This window comes from Embleya sp. NPDC025285, assembly GCF_055558835.1.
This window is the reverse complement of sequence record NZ_JBVHLU010000015.1, coordinates 120,082-139,616: the sequence shown is the minus strand read 5'-3', so window position 1 is coordinate 139,616 and position 19,535 is coordinate 120,082. Positions and strand designations below refer to the sequence as shown.

Genomic DNA, 19,535 nt, shown 5'->3' with positions numbered 1-19,535 from the left:
CCCCGCCACCGCGAGCCACCTCCGAACATGACAAAGGCCCAGGTCACCATGAAGTGACCCGGGCCTTTGTGATGGAGCCGCCTAAGGGAGTCGAACCCTTGACCTACGCATTACGAGTGCGTCGCTCTAGCCGACTGAGCTAAGGCGGCTTGTCCGCCCACCTTGAAGGTGGCGACAGGGAATGAGTGTACACACCCGTCGGGGTGGTCCACACGCGCGTTTGTCGGGGGTCAGCGGCAGGTCTTGGGCTTGGTGGGGACGGTGCCCTGGGTGAGGTAGTCGACGACCGTGCGGTCGACGCAGTCGCTGCCTCGGCCGAAGGCGGTGTGGCCGTCGCCGTCGTAGGTCAGCAGGTTGCCGGAGGCCAGTTGGGCGGCCAGGGATTGGGACCACACGTACGGGGTGGCCGGGTCGCGGGTAGTGCCCACCACCAGGATCGGGGCGGCGCCCTCGGCCTTGATCGGATGTGGCTTGCCGGTCGGCGGGACCGGCCAGGAGGCGCAGGTCAGGCCCGCCCAGGCGAGGTTGCGGCCGAAGGTCGGGGAGTCGGCGAGGTAGCCGGGCAGGTCGCGTTCGACGTCCGCGCGGGACGTGGCCGCGGGTGGGGCGTCCAGGCAGTTCACCGCCGCGTTGGCGGACATCAGGTTGCTGTACTTTCCGTCCTGGCCGCGCTCGTAGTACTGGTCGTTGAGTTCGAGCAGCGGCTCCCCGTCGCCGCGCTGTGCCGCGTCCAGCGCCTGGCGCAGGGCCGGCCACTGTTCCTTGGAGTACAGCGGCGACAGGATGCCGGTGGTCGCGATCGACTCGGTGACCTTGCGGGTCGCGTCGCCCGGCAGCGGGCGTGCGTCGAGCTGTTGCAGCAGGCCCCGGATCCTGGTCAGCCCGGCCTCGCGGGTCGCGCCCAGCGAGCACGAACCGCCGTCGACGCAGTTGTCCAGGAACGCCGCCAGCGCGGTCTCGAAGCCGCCGCCCTGCACCTTGTTGGCGGCCGTCGGCGACTGGCTGGGGTCCATCGCGCCGTCCAGGACCAGCCGGCCGACCCGGTTCGGGTACAGCTCGGCGTAGGTCGCGCCGAGGAACGTCCCGTAGGACGCGCCCAGGTAGTGGAGCTTGGCGTCGCCCAGCGACGCGCGGAGCAGGTCCAGGTCGCGCGCCGCGTCGACGGTGCTCACGTGGCCGAGCAGATCGGCCGACTTGTCGGCGCAGGCCTGCGCGTAGGAACGGGTGCCGTCCACCCACGCCTGTTCCTCGGCGGGAGTGTCCGGTGTCGCGTCGAGCTGGGTGAACGCGTCCATCGCGTTGTCGGTCAGGCATCCGATCGCGGTGCTGCGGCCCACCCCGCGCGGATCGAAGCCGACGATGTCGAAGCGCTTGCGCAGGTCGGCCGGATACCGCATGGCCGCGTACTGCGCGAAGTCCAGGCCCGAGCCGCCCGGGCCGCCCGGGTTCAGGACCAGCGAACCGATCCGATTCGGGCCGGTGGCGGGCTTCCGCATCACCGCGAGCTTGATCTTCGGGCCGTCGGGCTTGGCATGGTCCAGCGGCACCTGGAGCGTGCCGCACTGGAAGCCGCCGGCACACGCCGTCCACCCGATCGGCTCGGCCGCCGCGGTCGGCGGCGCCTTCTCGCCGACCCTGCCGTCCGAGTCACCGGTCACCGGAGCCCGGCTCGTGTCCACGATCTTGTCCGGCGACTTCGACGACGAGCCCGAATCGCATCCGGCCACCAACAACAGGCCGACCGCCGCCGCGGCGATCCTCGCGCACGAACCCCGCAGCATGCGACCCGCTCCTCCGCTAGACCGGTACAACCGTCGGCCCGGTACGACCGTGCGCCTCCTGGGGAGGGTAACCACGCAGCCGAGCGATACTCCCCAACGACGCGGCCGCGAGGCCACGCAACCGCGCGGTCCCCGACCACCGGCCGGGGACCGCCGACCACGGGTCACCGGCCGCCGATCAACTGCACCGCTTCCCCTTCGCCGGCATCGTCCCGCGCAGCAGGTAGCCCTCCACCGCCCCGTCCACGCACGTGCTGTTGCCGCCGTACGCGGTGTGCCCCTCACCCTCGAAGGTCAACAACGTCGCGTCGGCCAACTGGCTCGCCAGCTTCTCGGCCGAGGCGTACGGCGTCGCCGGGTCGCCCGTCGTACCGACCACCAGGATCGGCGCGCTCCCCGGCGCCCGGATCGCGTGCGGCTTGGTCGGCGACTTGAACGGCCAGTCCTCACAGCTCTGCCCGGTCAGGTCCTCGGTTGTGACGTCGCGCGACAACAGCGGGGCCTCGGCCCTGAGCCGGGCCAGCGCCGTCTGCACCTGCTGCGGCGTCGGCGCGTCGCCGCTCCCGTCCGCGCAGCCGATCGCGACGAACGCGTCCGAGCTGTTGTCGTACCGCCCCTGCTCGTCCCGCCCGTTGTAGTTGTCGGCATAGAACAGCAGCCCCTCCGGCGACCGCCGCACCATCGCGTCGGTGAGCGCGTCGCGCAGGTACTTCCAGGCGGTGTCCTTGTCGCCGTACAGCAGGCTGATCACGCCGATCCAACCCAGGCTGGAGGTGAGCTTGCGCCCGCTCCGGCCGACGAGCGGCTGGTCCTGGAGCCCGTCCAGGAAGTCGGCGGCCCTGGTCGCCGCAGTCTTCGGGTCGTTGCCCAGCGGGCAGCCGGCGCGGCCCGCGCAGTCCTCGGCGAACCGGCGCAGCGACCGCTCGAAGCCCACCTGCTGCTCGACCGACGCGCTCAGGTTGTCCGCGGCCGGGTCCACCGCGCCGTCCAGGACGAGCCGACCGGTACGGGCCGGGAAACGTTCCGCGTAGGTGGCGCCCAGGTAGGTGCCGTACGAGAAGCCGATGTAGTTGAGCTTCGCGTCGCCCAGGGCCGCGCGCAGGATGTCCATGTCGCGCGCGGCGTTGTCGGTGCCGACGAAGGGCAGCAGTTCGCCGGATCGGCTCTGGCACTCCGCCGCGTACGTCCTGTCCCGCTCCTTGGACCGGGCCTCCGCCTGTACCGGGTCGTCGGGCAGGTCCTCGGCCACGTACGCGTCCCGCTCGGCGTCGGTCATGCATCGCACCGGCGCGCTGCGATCGACCCCGCGCGGGTCGAAGCCGACCAGGTCGTAGGCGTCCTGGAGCGGCTTGCCGATGTTGTCCTCGGCCATCCACCACGCCGCCTCGACCCCGGAGCCGCCCGGGCCGCCGGGGTTGAGCAGCAGCGAGCCGAGCCGCTGTCCGGGCTTGCCCGCGCTCTTGCGGGTCACCGCGATGTCGATGGTCTTCCCGGTCGGTTGGGAGTAGTCGAGCGGCACGGTGAAGCTCGCGCAGCGGAACGCCTTGGCCTGGCTGCGCTGGTCGGCGTCCTCGGTCTCGCAGTCCTTCCAGGCCGGCCGCTGGGTGTAGAAGCGCGCCAGCGCGGGATTGGGGTCCCCGGGCGGGCCCGGCGCCCCGGCACCGGCCGACGTGGGCGGGGCCGCGGCCGTTCGCCCGCCGCCCGCCGCGTCGCCGAGATCGGACGCGACCGTACAGCCCGCGACTGCCGCGACGGCGAGCACGACCGGGATCGCACGGCCGAGGAGTCCCACCCTGGATATTCGTTTCACGCGTACTGCCTACCATCCGAACGCATCCCGGCGCACGGGCGGTACGCGCTGCGGTCGGACCGATACGCCCCCTCCGCGCACCGCCGGGCCGCGCCGGGTCACGCCGCCGGGTTCCTGGTGTTCCTGCCCAGGAAGGCGAGCGCCTCGGGCACCTGACGCGCGATGTCACCCGAGGCCCCGCCCGCGCCCGCGATCGCCTTGACCGTGGTCGGCGCCTTCGCCTTCGCGGCGAATTCACCGCCCGTGCTGCCGGTGTGGCCGGACAGCAGAATCTGTACGTCGGGCTTCGCGTCGAGCAGCTTGACCGGGTCGCTCGCCGTCCTCGCCGCCTTCGTCGCCGCATCGGCGTCCCACAGCGGGGACTTGAGCGTGGTGCGGCCGGACAGGCTGACCGCGGCGGCGTAGTACTGCGGGTACTGCAACGCGTACTTGACCGCGCACAGGCCGCCCGAGCCGTCCCCGATCAGCGCCCACGAGGCGCGGTCGGCGGTGGCGCGGTAGGTGGACAGCACCGCCTCGCGCACGTCGTCGTTGTGGAAGGTGGCCATCTTCGGCCGGTTCGGGACGTCGCTGCACTCGGTGTCCTTGGCCGCCGTCTGACCGGCGTCCGCCTCCTGCTTCGAGTACGGCAGCAGTTCGGGCGCGACCACGATGTACGGCGGGACGGTGCCGGCCTCGATGGCCGCCGCGAGCTTGGGCAGGAACGCCACCGAGTCGTCCACGAAGCTGTTCGACTCGACGCCCGGCAGCGCCGACTGGGCGACCAGGACGGGGTAGTTGCGGGCCTGGTTGGCGGCGGTGTCGTAGCCCGGCGGCAGCCACACCCACACGTCGGCGGTGACCCCGGAGCGGCGGCCCGCGACGGTCGTCTTGGTCAGCGTGCCACCGGACTTGGTGCCGACCTTGGTGAACTTCTGTGGTGCGGGCTTGGGTTGGCCCGACGTCGCGACCGGCTCGGCGGACGGTTCGACCTCGGTGGCGGAGGCGACGTTCTGCTTGTCGTCGTCGGCCATCCCCTTGTAGGCGAAGGTGCCGCCGACGCCGGCCGCGACCACGGCCAGCGCGAGCAGGCCGACGCCCAGCGGCGAGCGCACACCGCGCCTGCGGCGAACGGGCGCCGGATCGGCCCCGATCACCACGGGCTCGACGACGCGCACCGGCTCGGGCCCGGCCGGCCCGGCGGGCACCGCGGAGGCGGCCTCGACCGGCGCGAACGGCATCGGCGCCTCGGCTCGCGCGGGCGCCGACCGCGACGTGCCGGACGATCGCGCAGGTCCGGTCGACGTCGACCCGCCCGTCGAACCCGTCGCACTCTTCGAACCCGCCGCGCCGATCCGCTCGGCCGGCTCGGTGTGCCCCGGCCCACCGGCCCGCGCCGGCGTCCGCGCCTGCTCCCGGGCCTGCACCGACACCGCCGCCGGCAACTCGGCCGCACCGGGCCCGGGTTCGGCCTCCGATCCGGGTTCGGCCTCCGGGTCGGCCGACGAGCCGGCCTCGGCCGCATCGGCCGCGCGCGATGTGCGCGCCCTCAGCACAAGAACGACAACCGCCCCGAGGGTCACCGCGATCAGCAGACCTTTGAGCGTCCTGGTCACGGAACGCAACCCCGCACCGTCCTTCCGAACCTCACCAGCCACAATGTTCCCGCGAACTCTCCCACGATGACGTCCGGGTGGGGGCTCCGGGTTCCGCTCGACGGGCACCTCCGCCCCAAGGAGTGAAGGAGTCGACCCAGGGCGGGCCTTCGATCCCCCGTCGGGCTCCGACCAGGCATCGAAAACTCGCCCCGGCACCCGCGCAAACGCCGCGACGGCCACACACCCGCGCGCGAACCTCGGCGGAACCGCCCCGCGAACGGGCCCGCCGGCCGCGATCCCCGCCGTGCCCGACGCTCAGCCGGTCCGCAGCGTCAGCACCATCGCCTCGACCGCGAGCAGCGGCGCGACGTTCGCGTCGATCGCCCGCCGACAGGCCAGGATCGCCTCGATCCGGCGCAGCGTCGCCTCCGGCGTGGAGGTACGGGCCACCGTGTCCAGGTCCGCGCGCAACACGTCGTTGGCCAACGGCACGGCGGCGCGCAGTTGCAGCGCCAGCACGTCCCGATAGAACGCGGTCAGATCCACCAGTGCGCGGTCCAGACAGTCCCGCTGGGTGCGGGTGGCCCGCTTCTTCTGCTTGTTCTCCAGCTCCTTCATCACGCCGGCCGTGCCGCTGGGCATGCGACCGCCGCCGACCGCGCCCAGCGCGGCCCGCAGATCCTCGGTCTCGCGGCCGTCCAGATCCGCCGCGACCTGCTTCGCGTCCTCGGCCGCCGCGTCCACCAGGCGCTGTGCGGCAGCCATCGCCAGGCCGATGTCGCCGACCACCATCGGGATCCGCAACACGTCCGAGCGGCGCCCGCGCGCCTGCTCGTCCAGAGCCAGCCGGCGCGCGCTGTTGATGTCGCCGCCGGAGGCGGCCGCGGCGAAGGCGGCCATCGCCGGTTCGATCCCGTCCCGGCGCATCAACAGATCGGCGACCGCCCCGGCGGGCGGCGTGCGCAGCGCCACGTTGCGACAACGCGAGCGGATCGTGGGCAGCGCGTCCTCCAGGGAGGGCGCGCACAGCAGCCACACGGTGCGGTCCGCGGGTTCCTCGATCGCCTTGAGCAGTACGTTGCCCGCGCCCTCGGTGAGCCGGCCCGCGTCCTCCAGGACGATCACCTGCCAGCGCCCGCCCGCCGGCGTCATGGCCGCGCGCCGGACCAGGTCACGGGTCTCCTTGACGCCGATCGAGAGCAGCTCGGTGGCGACCACGTCGACGTCGGCGTGCGTCCCGGTGAGCGCGGTGTGGCAACCGTCGCAGTGTCCGCAGCCGGGCTCGGCGCCCAGCGCCAGATCCGGGCTGACGCACTGCAGCGCCGCCGCGAACGCCCGCGCGGCGGTCGCGGTGCCGACACCGGGCGGGCCGGTGAACAGCCACGCGTGGGTCATCCCGCCGACGCCCTCGCCCGCGAGGACCGCACGGGCGGCGCCGGCCGCGGTGCGCAACTGCTCGGCGACGCGATCCTGCCCGACGAGGTCGTCCCAGACGGTCACGCGCTCTTGTCTCCTCGTTCCGGTGTGCCCCGAGTACGACCGTACCGGGGTGACGTGACAATCGAGGCCACGTCACCCCGCGGCCGGGTATGCCCGGTGCGGCCCGGCGTCAGGACTTGTTGCGCCGCCACCGCCGCTTGCGCTCCGGCTCGGCCGGCTCGTCGTCCGCGTCCGCGTCCGCCCCCGCCTCGTCCGCGGCCGGATCACCCGTCCACGGCCCGAGCAGGTCGTCGGCCAGCGACTGGTCGCCCGGCGCGGCCGGCGGCGGCAGCACCGGCAGCGCGTGCGTCTCGTCCAGGTTCAGCGTCGGGATCTCCCGGGTGTCCTCGGCCGCCTCGCGCAGCTTTATCTGCCGCAACTCGGTGGTGTCGGCGTCGTCCGCGGACACCTTGGGAATGCCGTGTACGGGTGTCTCCCCCAGCGACGGGTCCGGCCGCCGGATCCCGTGCACCGGGGTCTCGAGCATGTCGGTGTCGGTCGAGGGCCCCGCCTCCGCGGCGAGTGCGGCGGCCTCCTGCGCGGCGCGTGCCCGCGCGGACGCCGCGGCCTCCGCCGCGCGCGAGGCCTCCCGCTCGGCCCGGCGACGATCGGCCTCGGCCCGGCGCAGCGCGTCCTCCGCCCGGCGGCGCTCCTCGGCGGCCCGGCGCTCGTCGGCGACCCGGATCGCCTCCTCGGCGCGCATGCGCTCGACGTCGCGGGCCGCCTCGGCCTGCAACCGGTCGCGCTCCTCCTCGGCCGACCGCTGCCGCTCCAGAGCCGCCTCGCGCTCCTCCTCGGCACTGGCCCGGGCCTGCTCGGCCTGGAGCGCGGACGCCTCCTCGAGCCGGCGGCGCTGCTCGTCGCGGCGCTCGGCCTCCTCCTCGGCGCGCACCCGGGCCTCCTCGGCCCTGGCCTTGGCCTCCTCGGCGACCCGCTGCTGCTCCTCGGCCCGGCGCTCGGCCTCGGCGGCGAGCCGGCGGCGCTCGGCCTCGGCGTGCAGCCGGGCCTCCTCCGCCGCCTCGGCCGCGGTGCGGGCCCGCTCGTCCGCCTCGGCGGCGATCCGACGGGCCTCCTCCTCGGCGTAGCGCTGCTCCTCCTCGGCCAGCCGGGCCGACTCCTCCTCGAGCCGGGCCTGTTCGGCCTGACGCTGGCGCTCCTCGCTCTCCGCCCGCAGCCGGGCGATCAGCGCGGCCTTCTCGGCGTCCCGCGCGGCCTGCTCGGCCTTGCGCCGGGCGTCCTCCTCGCGCATGCGCTTGGCCAACTCCAGCGCCTGGCGCTTCTCCTGCTCGGACAGCGGCAGTTCGCGGTCGAGCCGGTGCCGGATCGGCGTGGTGACCGCGTCCGGCTCCTGGTCGGCGTCCACGACCAGGTAGCGGTCGGGGTCGTGCGCGGCCAGGTCCAGGAACGCGTGCCGCACTCGCAGGTGGAACTCGCGCGGCTCGGACTCCAGGCGGTCCGGCGCCTCGGTGAAGCGGCCGTGACCCACCGCGGGGTCCAGGTCGAGCAGGATGGTCAGGTCGGGCAGCAGCCCGTCACTGGCCCAGCGCGAGACCCGGCCGATCTCGCGCGCGCCCTGGCCGCGCCCGGCACCCTGGTAGGCGATCGAGGAGTCGATGTAGCGGTCGCTGATCACGATCGCGCCGCGCCGCAGCGCGGGCAGGATCACGGTCTGCACGTGCTCGGCCCGGTCCGCCGCGTACAGCAGCGCCTCGGTGCGCGGGTCGACCGGAGCGCCGTCCAGGTCGAGCAGCATCGCGCGCAGCCGCTTGCCGACCTCGGTCGCGCCGGGCTCGCGGGTGACCACGACCTCGTGGCCCTTGGCCCGGATCCACGCCGCGATCGCGTTGGCCTGGGTCGACTTGCCCGCTCCCTCGCCGCCCTCCAGGGCGATGAAGAAGCCGGTGGCCCCGGCCGGTCGGCCGGTGATGTGGTCCTCGTTGCGGGTCGCGGCGGCCAGGTCGCGCAGGATCGGCACGCCGCGCCGGTCGTCCACGCTCAGCAGCGCGATCCAGCCCAGGATCACCACGAACGCGCCGGTGCCGGCCAGGACCAGCGCGGCACCGCTGTAGTCGAAGGTGAACCGGTCCGCGATCACCCACGAGCGCACACCCACGTAGCCCGCGCCGATCGGTGCGGCGACCAGCGCCACGAACAGCACGATCCGCACTGTCAGTTGGGCGAACGCGAAGGCCCGGGCCCGCAGGTCCTCACCGAAGTCGAGGCCGTACATCGTGTATCCGGTGACCCACGCGACGCCCGCGAACACGCCGAGCACGGCGGCGAGTACGGCGGCCACCACCACGTTGGCGACCGCGGCCAGGATCAGCAGGGTCAGTCCGGCGAACATCACCGCAACGCCGTACAGCCGCCGCCGGCTGAACGCCGGCACCACCCGCGGACCCCACAACATGCCCGCGCTGACGCCGGCGATGAGCATCAGGAACACCGTGCCGTACGCCGCGTTGCCCGCGTGCAGACCGACCACCAGCAGCGGCGCGGTGGCCACCAGCGCGCCGCCCGCCAGGAACAGCGCGATCATCCCGACGATCAGGCCGCGCGCGGTCCGGCCGTGGCCGAACACCTTGCGCCCGTCGGCGAGCACCTTGAACGGGTTGGGCCGCCGGGTGCTGACCGAACGTCCTCGCGTGGGCATCCGGATCAGGAAGGCGAACACGGAGGCGCCCAGGAACACCGCGCCCGCGGTGTAGCAGGCCAGGTTCGAGGGGTGCTCGACGAACATCGACACATCGCGCGAGAAGGCGGTGCCGATCAGCGCGCCGAGGATGAACAACAGCGCCGCCGCCGGGGCCGCGCCGTAGGAGGTCACGAGGTTGAACTGGTTGGCGGTGCCCAGCCGTTGCCGCGGCACCAGGTTCGGCACGGTGGCGTCCCGGGCGGGCCCGGCGAGCGCGCCGACCACGCCGACCGCCGCGGTTGCGCCCCAGACCCACCACATCTCGTCCACGAACGGCACGGACACGAGCACCAGGGCCCGGATCACGTCGCACGTCACCAGCGTCCAGCGCCGGTCGAGGTGGTCCACGATCGCGCCCGCCACCGAGGCGACCAGGGCGGCCGGCAGCATCCGCAACGCGAACACCACCGCGACCGCCGTGGCATGCTCGCGGTAGTCGCCCTCGACCGTCCACAGCGCGGCGGAGGTCAAGGCGAGCAGCGCGAGCCAATCGCCCAGCGCGGAGGCCGCGACCGCGAACCAGAAGCGGCGGAAGGGGCGGATGCTCAGCACGCCCCCGATGCCCTCTGCCGGTTCGACCTGACGGGGCGGTATCGCCGAATCCGGCGCTTGCTGCTCCGCGTGCGTCATACGGAGAACCCTAACGTCGTCACCTGACGGGAAACGGCAACCTCGACCGATCCCCCGTGCTCCGGCGGCGGACCGTAGCACAGGGCCCGATGTCGTCGCCGGAACCGACCGAGGCGGCGCCGGATCCCGCCGGCGCCGCCTGATCGAAACGTACCGAGATATCCCTACCTCGACACCGAGATATCCCTACCTCGGTCCTGTCGCCTCACGCCTCGTCGGCCGCGTTCTTCGCGCCGGCGTTCGCCGTCGCCTTCGCCGCCGCCGACTTGGTGGTCTTGCCGTCGGCCGCGGGCTTCTTCGCCGCCGTCTTCTTCGCGGCGGTCTTCGTGGCCGTCGTCTTCTTCGCCGGGGCCTTCTTGGCCGCCGCCTTCTTGGTCGTCTTCTTCGCCGGGCCCTTGGCCCGCTTGTCCGCGAGCAACTCGTAGCCGCGCTCGGGGGTGATCGTCTCCACCGAGTCGTCCGCGCGCAGCGTCGCGTTGGTCTCGCCGTCGGTCACGTACGGCCCGAACCGGCCGTCCTTGACCGTGACCGCCTTGCCGCTGACCGGGTCGGTGCCCAGCTCCTTCAGCGGCGGCTTGGCCGCGGCCCGGCCGCGCGCCTTGGGCTGGGCGTAGATCGCCAGCGCCTCGTCGAGGGTCACCGTGAACAACTGGTCCTCGGTCTCCAGCGAGCGCGAGTCGGTGTCCATCTTGAGGTACGGGCCGTAGCGGCCGTTCTGCGCGGTGATCTCGGTACCCGTCTCCGGGTGCTTGCCCACCACGCGCGGCAGCGTGAACAGCTTGAGCGCGTCCTCCAGAGTCACCGTGTCCAGCGCCATCGACTTGAACAGCGACGCGGTGCGCGGCTTGGGGCCGTTCTTCGCGGCGGCCTTCTTCGCGGTCTTCTTGGCCGGCTTGGCGCCGTCCGCGGCCGGGGCGGCGGGCGCCTCGGGCTCCGGCAGCACCTCGGTCACGTACGGGCCGTAGCGGCCGTCCTTGGCCACGATCATGTGCCCGCTGACCGGGTCGATGCCCAGCTCGTGGTCGCCGCTGGGCTTGTCGAGCAGTTCCTCGGCCTTGGCCACGGTCAGCTCGTCCGGCGGCAGGTCGTCCGGCACGTCCGCGCGTCGCTCCCCGCGCTCGACGTAGGGACCGTACCGGCCCACGCGCAGCACGATGCCCTCGCCGACCGGGAACGAGTTGACCTCACGGGCGTCGATCGAGCTGAGGTCGGTGACCAGGGCCTTGAGGCCGCCGAGGTGGTCCTCGTCGGGCCGGCTCTCGTCGCCGAAGTAGAACTTGCGCAGCCACGGCACGGCCGCGGTCTCGCCGCGCGCGATCCGGTCGAGGTCGTCCTCCATCTTCGCGGTGAAGTCGTAGTCGACCAGCGTGGCGAAGTGGCCCTCGAGCAGCCCGACCACGGCGAACGCGAGGAAGGACGGCACCAGCGCGGTGCCCTTCTTGAACGTGTAGCCGCGGTCCAGGATGGTGCCGACGATCGACGCGAACGTCGAGGGCCGACCGATCTCCCGGTCCTCCAGCTCCTTGATCAGCGACGCCTCGGTGTAGCGGGCCGGCGGCTTGGTCGCGTGGCCCTCCGGGGTGAGCTCGTCGGCGCTGAGCGCGTCGCCCTCGGTGACCATCGGCAGCCGTCGCTCGCGGTCGTCCAGCTCCGCGTCGGGGTCGTCCGAGCCCTCCACGTAGGCCTTGAGGAAGCCGTGGAAGGTGATGATCTTGCCGCTCGCGGTGAACTCGGCGTCGCGCCCGGGCAGGTCCGCGCCCTGGGCGACGCCGCCGATGCGCACGGTCACCGACTGGCCGACTGCGTCCTTCATCTGCGACGCGACGGTACGCATCCAGATCAGCTCGTACAGCCGGAACTCGTCGCCGGCCAATCCGGTCTCGGCCGGCGTGCGGAAGCTCTCGCCCGAGGGTCGGATCGCCTCGTGCGCCTCCTGCGCGTTCTTCACCTTGCCCGCGTACACCCGCGGCGCGTCCGGCACGTACTCGGCGCCGTACAGCTCGCGCACCTGCGCCCGGGCGGCCGTGACGGCCGTCTCGGACAGCGTGGTGGAGTCCGTACGCATATAGGTGATGAAGCCGTTCTCGTACAGCTTCTGCGCGATCTGCATCGTGCGCTTGGCGCCGTAGCCGAGCTTGCGCGAGGCCTCCTGCTGGAGGGTGGTGGTGCGGAACGGGGCGTACGGGGAGCGACGGTAGGGCTTGCGCTCGACGGCGCGCACCGTGAACGACGCGGACTCCAGCGCGGCGCTCAGCGCGCGCGCACCGGCCTCCTCCAACTGGAGCACACCGGCGTTCTTGAGCTTGCCGTCCTGGCCGAAGTCGCGACCGGAGGCGACCCGCTTGCCGTCCAACGAGACCAGGCGCGCGTTCATCGTGCTCGGGTCGGTGGGGTCGCCCGCCCGCCCGGTGCCGAAGACGCCGAGCAGGTCCCAGTAGGAGGCCGAGGTGAACGCGCGGCGCTCCCGCTCGCGCTCGACCACCAGGCGGGTGGCCACCGACTGCACACGGCCGGCCGACAGGCGCGGACCGACCTTCTTCCACAGGACCGGCGAGACCTCGTAGCCGTAGAGGCGGTCGAGGATGCGGCGGGTCTCCTGCGCGTCGACCAGTCGCTGGTTGAGCTCACGCGGGTTGTTCACCGCGGTGCGGATCGCGTCCTTGGTGATCTCGTGGAACACCATCCGGTGCACCGGCACCTTGGGCTTGAGCACTTCGAGCAGGTGCCACGCGATGGCCTCGCCCTCGCGGTCCTCGTCGGTCGCGAGGAAGAGTTCGTCGGCGTCCTTGAGGAGCTTCTTGAGCTTGGCGACCTGGGATTTCTTGTCCGCGTTGACCACGTAGATCGGCTCGAAGTCGGCGTCGACGTCGACCCCGAGACGGGCCCACGGCTTGCCGGCGTACTCGGCCGGGACCTCGGCGGCGCCGTTGGGCAGGTCGCGGATGTGTCCCACGCTCGCCTCGACCACGTAACCGGGGCCGAGATAGCCCTTGATCGTTTTCGCCTTGGCCGGGGACTCGACAATGACGAGTCTCAGGCCGTCGCGCGCGGTCTCGCTGCTCGGGGACACCTTCGCTTCTCTCTCCATCGTCGTCGGCAGCGGCCGTGCCCAGTTGGGCAAGGCCGTACTCGGGGGTTCGTATTCACATTGCGGTTGCCGGGTGGCGGAGCGTGACCGGGGGTCGGCCCCGTGTGTCAAACCGGTTCTGCTCGGCTTGCGTCACGGAGTCGTCCCGGCGCCGCTGTCCGGCCGGACCGTCCCCCGGATCCGGCGAATGCTCCGACGGCCGGGCCCATGCCCCTCGAACGGTAACGCGCGCATCGCGGTTCCCGCCTCCCGACCCCGTTGGTTCGTGGCCGAACGGGAAGCCGCCGCCTCCATACAACACATTTTCTTGGCAACGGCAAGGAGTATCCGGTGGGGACAACACCTGCGACTGTACAGGCGTGTCGCCCCGGATCACGGTGCACCGGCCCAAGCCGCGCTCAGTCGGTGGTGTCGGACTCCGCCGGGAGAGCCTCCCCGACCTCGGGGAACAGCAGGAATCCGTCGGCGACCAAACCGCGCAGTTCGCCGGGTACGGCGTCGCGCAACCGGGCCGGCTCCTCCTCGAGCAGCTCGGCGATCGCGTCCACGATGACGCCGGCCGGAAGCCGACCGTCGCTGGCCCCGGCCAGGGCCGCGCCGACGGTGTCCACCCGATCCGCGCGGCACATGCCGCGCCGCTGCCGCAGGACGACCGCCTCGGGATCCTCCGCGCCCGGAGCGCCGGTCTGTTCCTGGACCACGTGGTCGGCGAGCCGGAAGGGGACGTCGAGCAGGCCGTCGTCGTCCGTCCCGGCCAGCCGGTCCTGCCGGCCGAACCACGCGTGCACCTCCGCACCGAGCGGTTGTTCGATCGCGTGCGGCCAGTCCTCGATGTGCACGTTCGGCGTGTCGGCGCCCGACGCGCGCAGCGTGATCCAGCCGAACCCGATCCCCTCCACGCCGTCCCGCTCGAACGCGGCCAGCCACGCGTCGTAGCGTTCGGCGTAGGCGGCCCCGCGATGGTCACCCGAATCGCGCAACCACAGCTCGGCGTACTGCGCCGGGTCCTGCACGTCGCGCTGGACCACCCACGCGTCGCAGCCGGTGGGCGCGAGCCAGGCGGCCAGCCGGTCCTGCCAGTCCTGCCCGCGCAGGTGCTGCCAATTGGCCAGTAGCTGGCAGTAGCCGCCGTCGTTCAGGAAGCGCGGCGCCTGCGCCACCAGGAGTCGGCACACCTCGTCGCCGGGCAGGCCCGCGTCGCGGTAGGTGAATCGTTCACCCACCGGAGTGATCACGAACGGCGGGTTGGACACAATCAGGTCGAACCGCTCGCCCTCGACCGGCTCGAACAGGCTGCCCTCGGCCAAGCCGACGTTGCCCACCCCGGACAGCGCCATGGTCAGCCGGGTCAGGTCCAGCGCCCGCTTGTTGACGTCGGTCGCCAGCACCGAGTCGGCGTGTCGCGACGCGTGCAGCGCCTGCACGCCGCATCCGGTGCCCAGGTCCAGCGCGCGGCCCACCCGCTCACGCACGGTGATCCCGGCGAGCGTGGTGGACGCCCCGCCGATGCCGAGCACGTGGTCCGCCCGGACCGGGCCGTTGACGCCGCCGATGCCCGCGCCCAGGTCGGACACCACCCACCAGTCGGTGTCCGCCTCGCCGTAGGGCCGGATGTCCACGAGCGGGCGCACGTCCTCGCCGTCCTGCTCCAGCAGCCCGCCGGCCAGCGCCTCGGCCAGCGGCAGGGCCCGTCGCACGTGCGCCTCGGGCGCCGAGGTCTGCAGCAGGAACAGCCGGATCAGCACGGCCAGCGGGCTCGCCGCGTCCGCCCGCAGGGCACGCAGCGCCGGCACGGTCTCACCGCGCGACAGCGCCGCGTACGCCTGCGGACCGAGGGCGTCGAGGCAGCCGTCGACGGTGTAGCCGGCCGCGATCAGGGCCTCGCGAAGTCGGGCCACCTGGGAGGTGTCGTTCATGGTCACGCGCACCATCCTGCCTCGTGCGCGCCCCCTGGCGGTTCAGCCGGTGGGCGCCGTGCCGGTCGGCGGCGCCGAGGAGGACGACGTGCCGCCGCTCGGCGGCGGGCCGCTCGACGTGGTGGACGCGCTCGCGGAGGCGCTCGGCGACCCGGACGCGCTCGGCGCGGCGCCCGAGGCACCGGCACTCGGAGTACCGCCCGGCGCGGCGCTCGTCGGCGCCGAGGTGACCGGCGCGGTGGGGAGCGCGTCCGGCTTGCCCGCCGCGCATCCGGGCACCGCCGCGAGCGCCTTGCCCGGCTCGCCGCGGTGCAGCTTGTCCAGCGCCGTGTGCGCGGACGCGCGCAGCCCCTCGATCTCCGGATTCAGGGAGCGCAGTCCGTCGGCGAACACGTTCTGCTTGTCGGTGGCCAGGCTCTCCATCTTGGCCTGGATCCCGGCCCAGCCCTTGGCCGCGTTGCGCAGTTCCGCGACCACCGACGTGCGCAGCGTGGCGCCGTCCGCGACGGCGGGTATGCCCGCCCGGTCGATCGCGTCGGCCAGCGCGTTGTCCGCGTCGGCGAGTCGGGAGATGTCGGCGGCCAGCCGGGTGCGCAGGGTCGCGGGCTGCTCGTTGGGGATCACCTTGCCCACGTCGGCCAGCGCCACCCGCGCCTCGTCGATGCGCGCCGTCACCTCCACCGCGCAGACCTTCGCGGCCCACGCCCGCAGTTCGGCCTGCTTCTTCTTTTTCTCGTCGTTCTTGTCGTCGTCGCCGCCACCACACGCGGTCAAGGCCGATGCCAGGACCAGCGCGGAGACCACCAGGAACTTCCTCGACACGCTTTCCACCTTTGCTCGGAGCCGGACGCAGACTCGCACAGCGCAAAGGTGTTCGGCCAAACGCGCACCTCGGACGCGGCACGGGCGCGGTACCGGATTCCCCCGGTTCCGCGCCCGTGCTCACCTCGGATCGGATCAGGCGGCCGCCTTGGTCGTCCGCTCCTCGTGGTCGTCCTCGTCCTCGCCGACGACCACCGACTTGCGCTTGCTGTACCAGACCGCGCCCACGATCACCACGACCGAGAAGGCCGCCGCGAGGGCCCGCAGCGCGCCGTTCTCGTCCGCGCCGATGCTCAGCTTGACCACGGCCGGCGCGATCAGCAGCGACACCAGGTTCATCACCTTGAGCAGCGGGTTGATCGCCGGTCCGGCGGTGTCCTTGAACGGGTCGCCGACCGTGTCGCCGATGATCGTGGCCTCGTGCGCGGCCGAACCCTTGCCGCCGTAACTGCCGTCCTCGACCATCTTCTTGGCGTTGTCCCACGCGCCGCCGGAGTTGGCCAGGAACACCGCCATCAGCGTGCCGGTGCCGATCGCACCGGCGAGGAACGCCGCGAGCGGGCCGATGCCCAGGGTGAAGCCGACCGCGATCGGAGCCATCACCGCGAGCAGCCCGGGAGTGGCCAACTCGCGCAGCGAGTCGCGGGTGCAGATGTCCACCACCCGGCCGTATTCGGGCAGTTCGGTGCCGTCCATGATCCCGGGCCGGGTGCGGAACTGGTTGCGCACCTCGAACACCACCGCGCCCGCCGCCCGGGAGACCGCGTTGATCGCCAGGCCGCTGAACAGGAACACCACGGCCGCGCCCAGGATCAGCCCGACCAGGTTGTTCGGCTGGGTGATGTCGGTGGCGAACGAGAACGAGGTGAGCTTGGAGGCGTCGGCCAGTCCGCCCGCCTCGTCCACGGCCGTGCGCACGGCGTCGCGATAGGACCCGTACAGCGCGGTCGCCGCGAGCACGGCGGTCGCGATGGCGATGCCCTTGGTGATCGCCTTGGTCGTGTTGCCCACCGCGTCGAGCTCGGTGAGCACCTGGGCGCCCTCGCCCTCGACGTCGCCGGACATCTCGGCGATGCCCTGGGCGTTGTCGGAAACCGGTCCGAAGGTGTCCATGGCCACGATCACGCCGACCGTGGTCAACAGCCCGGTACCCGCGAGCGCGACCGCGAACAGCGCGAGCATGATGATCCCGGCGCCGAGCAGGTACGCGCCCAGCACCGCCACCGAGATCAGCACCGCGGCGTACACCGCGGACTCCAGGCCCAGCGCGATGCCGGACAGGATCACCGTGGCCGGGCCGGTCAGCGAGGTCTTGGTGACGTCGCGCACCGGTCGCCGGCTGGTCTCGGTGAAGTAGCCGGTCAACTGTTGGATGACCGCCGCGAGCACGATCCCGATCAGCACCGCCACCAGCGCGAACACGCGCGGGTCGGCGTCGTGCGCGAGGATCTCCTGATCGGTGAGCCCGTCCAGGTCCGAGAACTTGCTCGGCAGGTACAGGAACGCCGCGCCCGCGACCAGGATCAGCGAGATGACCGCCGAGACGAAGAAGCCCCGGTTGATCGCGGTCATGCCGCTGCGGTCGCCCTGCCGCGGCGCGACCGTGTAGATGCCCACGATCGCGGTCAGCACGCCGATCGCGGGCACGATCAACGGGAAGACCAGGCCCGCGTCGCCGAAGGCGGCCTTGCCCAGGATCAGCGCGGCGACCAGGGTGACCGCGTACGACTCGAACAGGTCCGCGGCCATGCCCGCGCAGTCGCCCACGTTGTCCCCGACGTTGTCGGCGATCGTCGCGGCGTTGCGCGGGTCGTCCTCGGGGATGCCCTGTTCGACCTTGCCGACCAGGTCCGCGCCGACGTCGGCGGCCTTGGTGAAGATGCCGCCGCCCACGCGCATGAACATCGCGAGCAGCGCGGCGCCGAAGCCGAAGCCCTCGAGCACCTTGGGGGCGTTCTCGCGGTAGAGGATCACCACGAGGGCCGCCCCGAACAGGCCCAGGCCGACCGTGAACATGCCCGCGACGCCGCCGGTGCGGAAGGCGATCCGCGTCGCGGCGTCCCGGCCGGCGTTGCCGGAGCGGGCGGCGGCGGCAACCCGCACGTTGCTGCGCACGGCGAGCCACATGCCCACGTACCCGGTGACGGCCGAGAAGACCGCGCCCACCAGGAAGAAGATCGAGCGGCCGATCCGCTCGTTCCAGTCGTCCGCGGGCAACAGCATGAGCAGGAAGAAAACGCCCACCGCGAACACCGCGAGCGTGCGGAACTGACGGGCCAGGTAGGCGGCCGCGCCCTCTTGGATGGCACCGGCGATCCGGCGCATGGATTCGGTGCCCTCGTCCGCCGCGAGCACTTGACGCACGAGTCCGGCGGCGACGCCCAGGGCACCGAGGGCGATCACCGCGACGATGACGACGTAGGTGAGGTTGCCGCCGGTGACGGAGACGTCCGCGGCGACGGTGAGTTCGGAGGGGTGGATCCCGGACATTCGTCCTCCTTGGCTAGGAGCACTTTCAGATCGGGACTTCTCAATGCGAAAGGAGTGTATGCAAATGATCAAGATCAGACCATGGGAATCGCCATGATCAGATCAAATTACCGATGAAATCCGGGCGCGATTCCCAAAAATGGCCTATCGATCCGGAATCAGGTTTTACGACCCGGAAAAGGGGATACACGAGAACGCCGAAATCGCCCCCGGGCGTCCCGGGGGCGATGAGGTGGTGCGGGGTGGGGCTCTCGGTCAGCCCACGGTCTCGGCGGACTTCGCGCCGGAGGGCCACGACATGCGGATCACGCCGCCCTCGGCGCCGGTCCGCACGTCGAGATCGTCGACCAGGCCGAGGATCACGGCGAGGCCCATCTCGTTCTCGATCAGATCGAGACCGCGGCCGTTCGTGGACAGGTCGGGCATCAGCCCGGCACCCTCCGCGAGGCCCGCCTCGGTCAACGCCGGCTGTGGCACGCCGTCGTTGACCTCGATACAGAAGCGGCCGTCGCCGTCGTCCAGGGTGACCGTGACCGGGCGGTCGTCGTCCACCCGGTCCTGGTGCATCCCGACGGCGCGGGAACACGCCTCGCCGACGGCGAGGCGCACCTCGTCGAGCACCGTCTCAGCAACCCCCGCGCGCCGCGCCACGGCGGCGGCGACGAGCCGCGCCGTGCGGACGTGTTCGGGCAGCGCGCTGAAGCGCAGCTCGACGATGGCCATGGTTCCCCCAGCCGTGCGAGCACCCGCCCGGGCCGGCGCGGGTGCGGTGTGCGTCCGGTCAGGACGCACGTCGGTCAGTCGGACGAGGCGATGGCCACGGCCACCGACGGATGAATCGGGAAGACCTTGGTCAGGCCGGTGATGCGGAAGATCTTCAGGATGCGCTCCTGAGTGCACACCAACTGCAGCGACCCTTCGTGGGCACGCACCCGCTTCAGGCCACCCACCAGCACACCGAGCCCGGTCGAGTCCAGGAAGTCGACGGCTTCCATGTCGACGATCAGGTGGAACTGGCCTTCGTTGACGAGTTCCACCAGTTGCTCGCGCAGCTTGGGTGCGGTGTATACATCGATCTCGCCGCCCACCTCGACGATCGTACGACCGCCCTCGGTTCGGGTCGACAGGGACAAGTCCACGGATCCTCCAGCACCTTGCTCTTGAGCGGTCGCCCCCCATGGATCGGCAGCCGCCAAGGCATTCAACCACTTATGGGCACTAGGGGACGATGAATCCCGCGACATTGG

At 72.2% G+C, this 19,535-nt stretch carries 11 protein-coding genes and 1 tRNA gene; all 12 read right to left on the bottom strand.

Annotated elements, in window-relative coordinates; genetic code table 11:
- Positions 1-72: 72 nt before the first annotated feature.
- A tRNA-Thr gene (locus ACZ4FV_RS12985) sits at positions 73-149 on the bottom strand.
- Positions 150-230: 81 nt separating this feature from the next.
- Positions 231-1,781 (bottom strand): alpha/beta hydrolase, encoded by a 1,551-nt coding sequence (locus ACZ4FV_RS12980; protein ID WP_465322636.1) that lies wholly within the window; start codon positions 1,779-1,781, stop codon positions 231-233.
- A gap of 178 nt (positions 1,782-1,959) precedes the next feature.
- The gene (locus ACZ4FV_RS12975) at positions 1,960-3,591 is read right to left on the bottom strand and encodes an alpha/beta hydrolase (RefSeq protein ID WP_465322635.1); all 1,632 of its coding nucleotides are present in this window, start codon (positions 3,589-3,591) and stop codon (positions 1,960-1,962) included.
- A 98-nt stretch (positions 3,592-3,689) separates the two neighbouring features.
- The gene (locus tag ACZ4FV_RS12970) at positions 3,690-5,186 is read right to left on the bottom strand and encodes an alpha/beta hydrolase (protein WP_465322634.1); all 1,497 of its coding nucleotides are present in this window, start codon (positions 5,184-5,186) and stop codon (positions 3,690-3,692) included.
- Positions 5,187-5,483: 297 nt separating this feature from the next.
- Positions 5,484-6,668: a DNA polymerase III subunit delta' gene (locus tag ACZ4FV_RS12965; protein ID WP_395866717.1), complete on the bottom strand. Its 1,185-nt coding sequence runs from the start codon at positions 6,666-6,668 to the stop codon at positions 5,484-5,486.
- A 109-nt stretch (positions 6,669-6,777) separates the two neighbouring features.
- Positions 6,778-9,972, bottom strand: coding sequence for a dTMP kinase (gene tmk, locus ACZ4FV_RS12960; RefSeq protein WP_465322633.1), 3,195 nt, complete (start codon positions 9,970-9,972; stop codon positions 6,778-6,780).
- 205 nt (positions 9,973-10,177) lie between these two features.
- Positions 10,178-13,042: a type I DNA topoisomerase gene (gene topA / locus ACZ4FV_RS12955; protein ID WP_395866713.1), complete on the bottom strand. Its 2,865-nt coding sequence runs from the start codon at positions 13,040-13,042 to the stop codon at positions 10,178-10,180.
- A gap of 416 nt (positions 13,043-13,458) precedes the next feature.
- Positions 13,459-14,991, bottom strand: a complete 1,533-nt coding sequence (locus tag ACZ4FV_RS12950) for a DUF7059 domain-containing protein (RefSeq protein WP_402234461.1) — start codon at positions 14,989-14,991, stop codon at positions 13,459-13,461.
- Between the two features lie 27 nt (positions 14,992-15,018).
- Positions 15,019-15,798, bottom strand: coding sequence for a hypothetical protein (locus ACZ4FV_RS12945; protein ID WP_395866709.1), 780 nt, complete (start codon positions 15,796-15,798; stop codon positions 15,019-15,021).
- 135 nt (positions 15,799-15,933) lie between these two features.
- On the bottom strand, positions 15,934-18,288 hold the full coding sequence (locus tag ACZ4FV_RS12940; protein WP_395866707.1) for a sodium-translocating pyrophosphatase: 2,355 nt from the start codon (positions 18,286-18,288) through the stop codon (positions 15,934-15,936).
- Positions 18,289-18,543: 255 nt separating this feature from the next.
- Positions 18,544-19,011 carry an ATP-binding protein gene (locus ACZ4FV_RS12935; protein ID WP_402234459.1) on the bottom strand — a complete coding sequence of 156 codons (468 nt, stop codon included), beginning with the start codon at positions 19,009-19,011 and terminating at the stop codon, positions 18,544-18,546.
- A gap of 74 nt (positions 19,012-19,085) precedes the next feature.
- Positions 19,086-19,427 (bottom strand): STAS domain-containing protein, encoded by a 342-nt coding sequence (locus tag ACZ4FV_RS12930; protein WP_020549531.1) that lies wholly within the window; start codon positions 19,425-19,427, stop codon positions 19,086-19,088.
- Positions 19,428-19,535 lie beyond the last annotated feature (108 nt).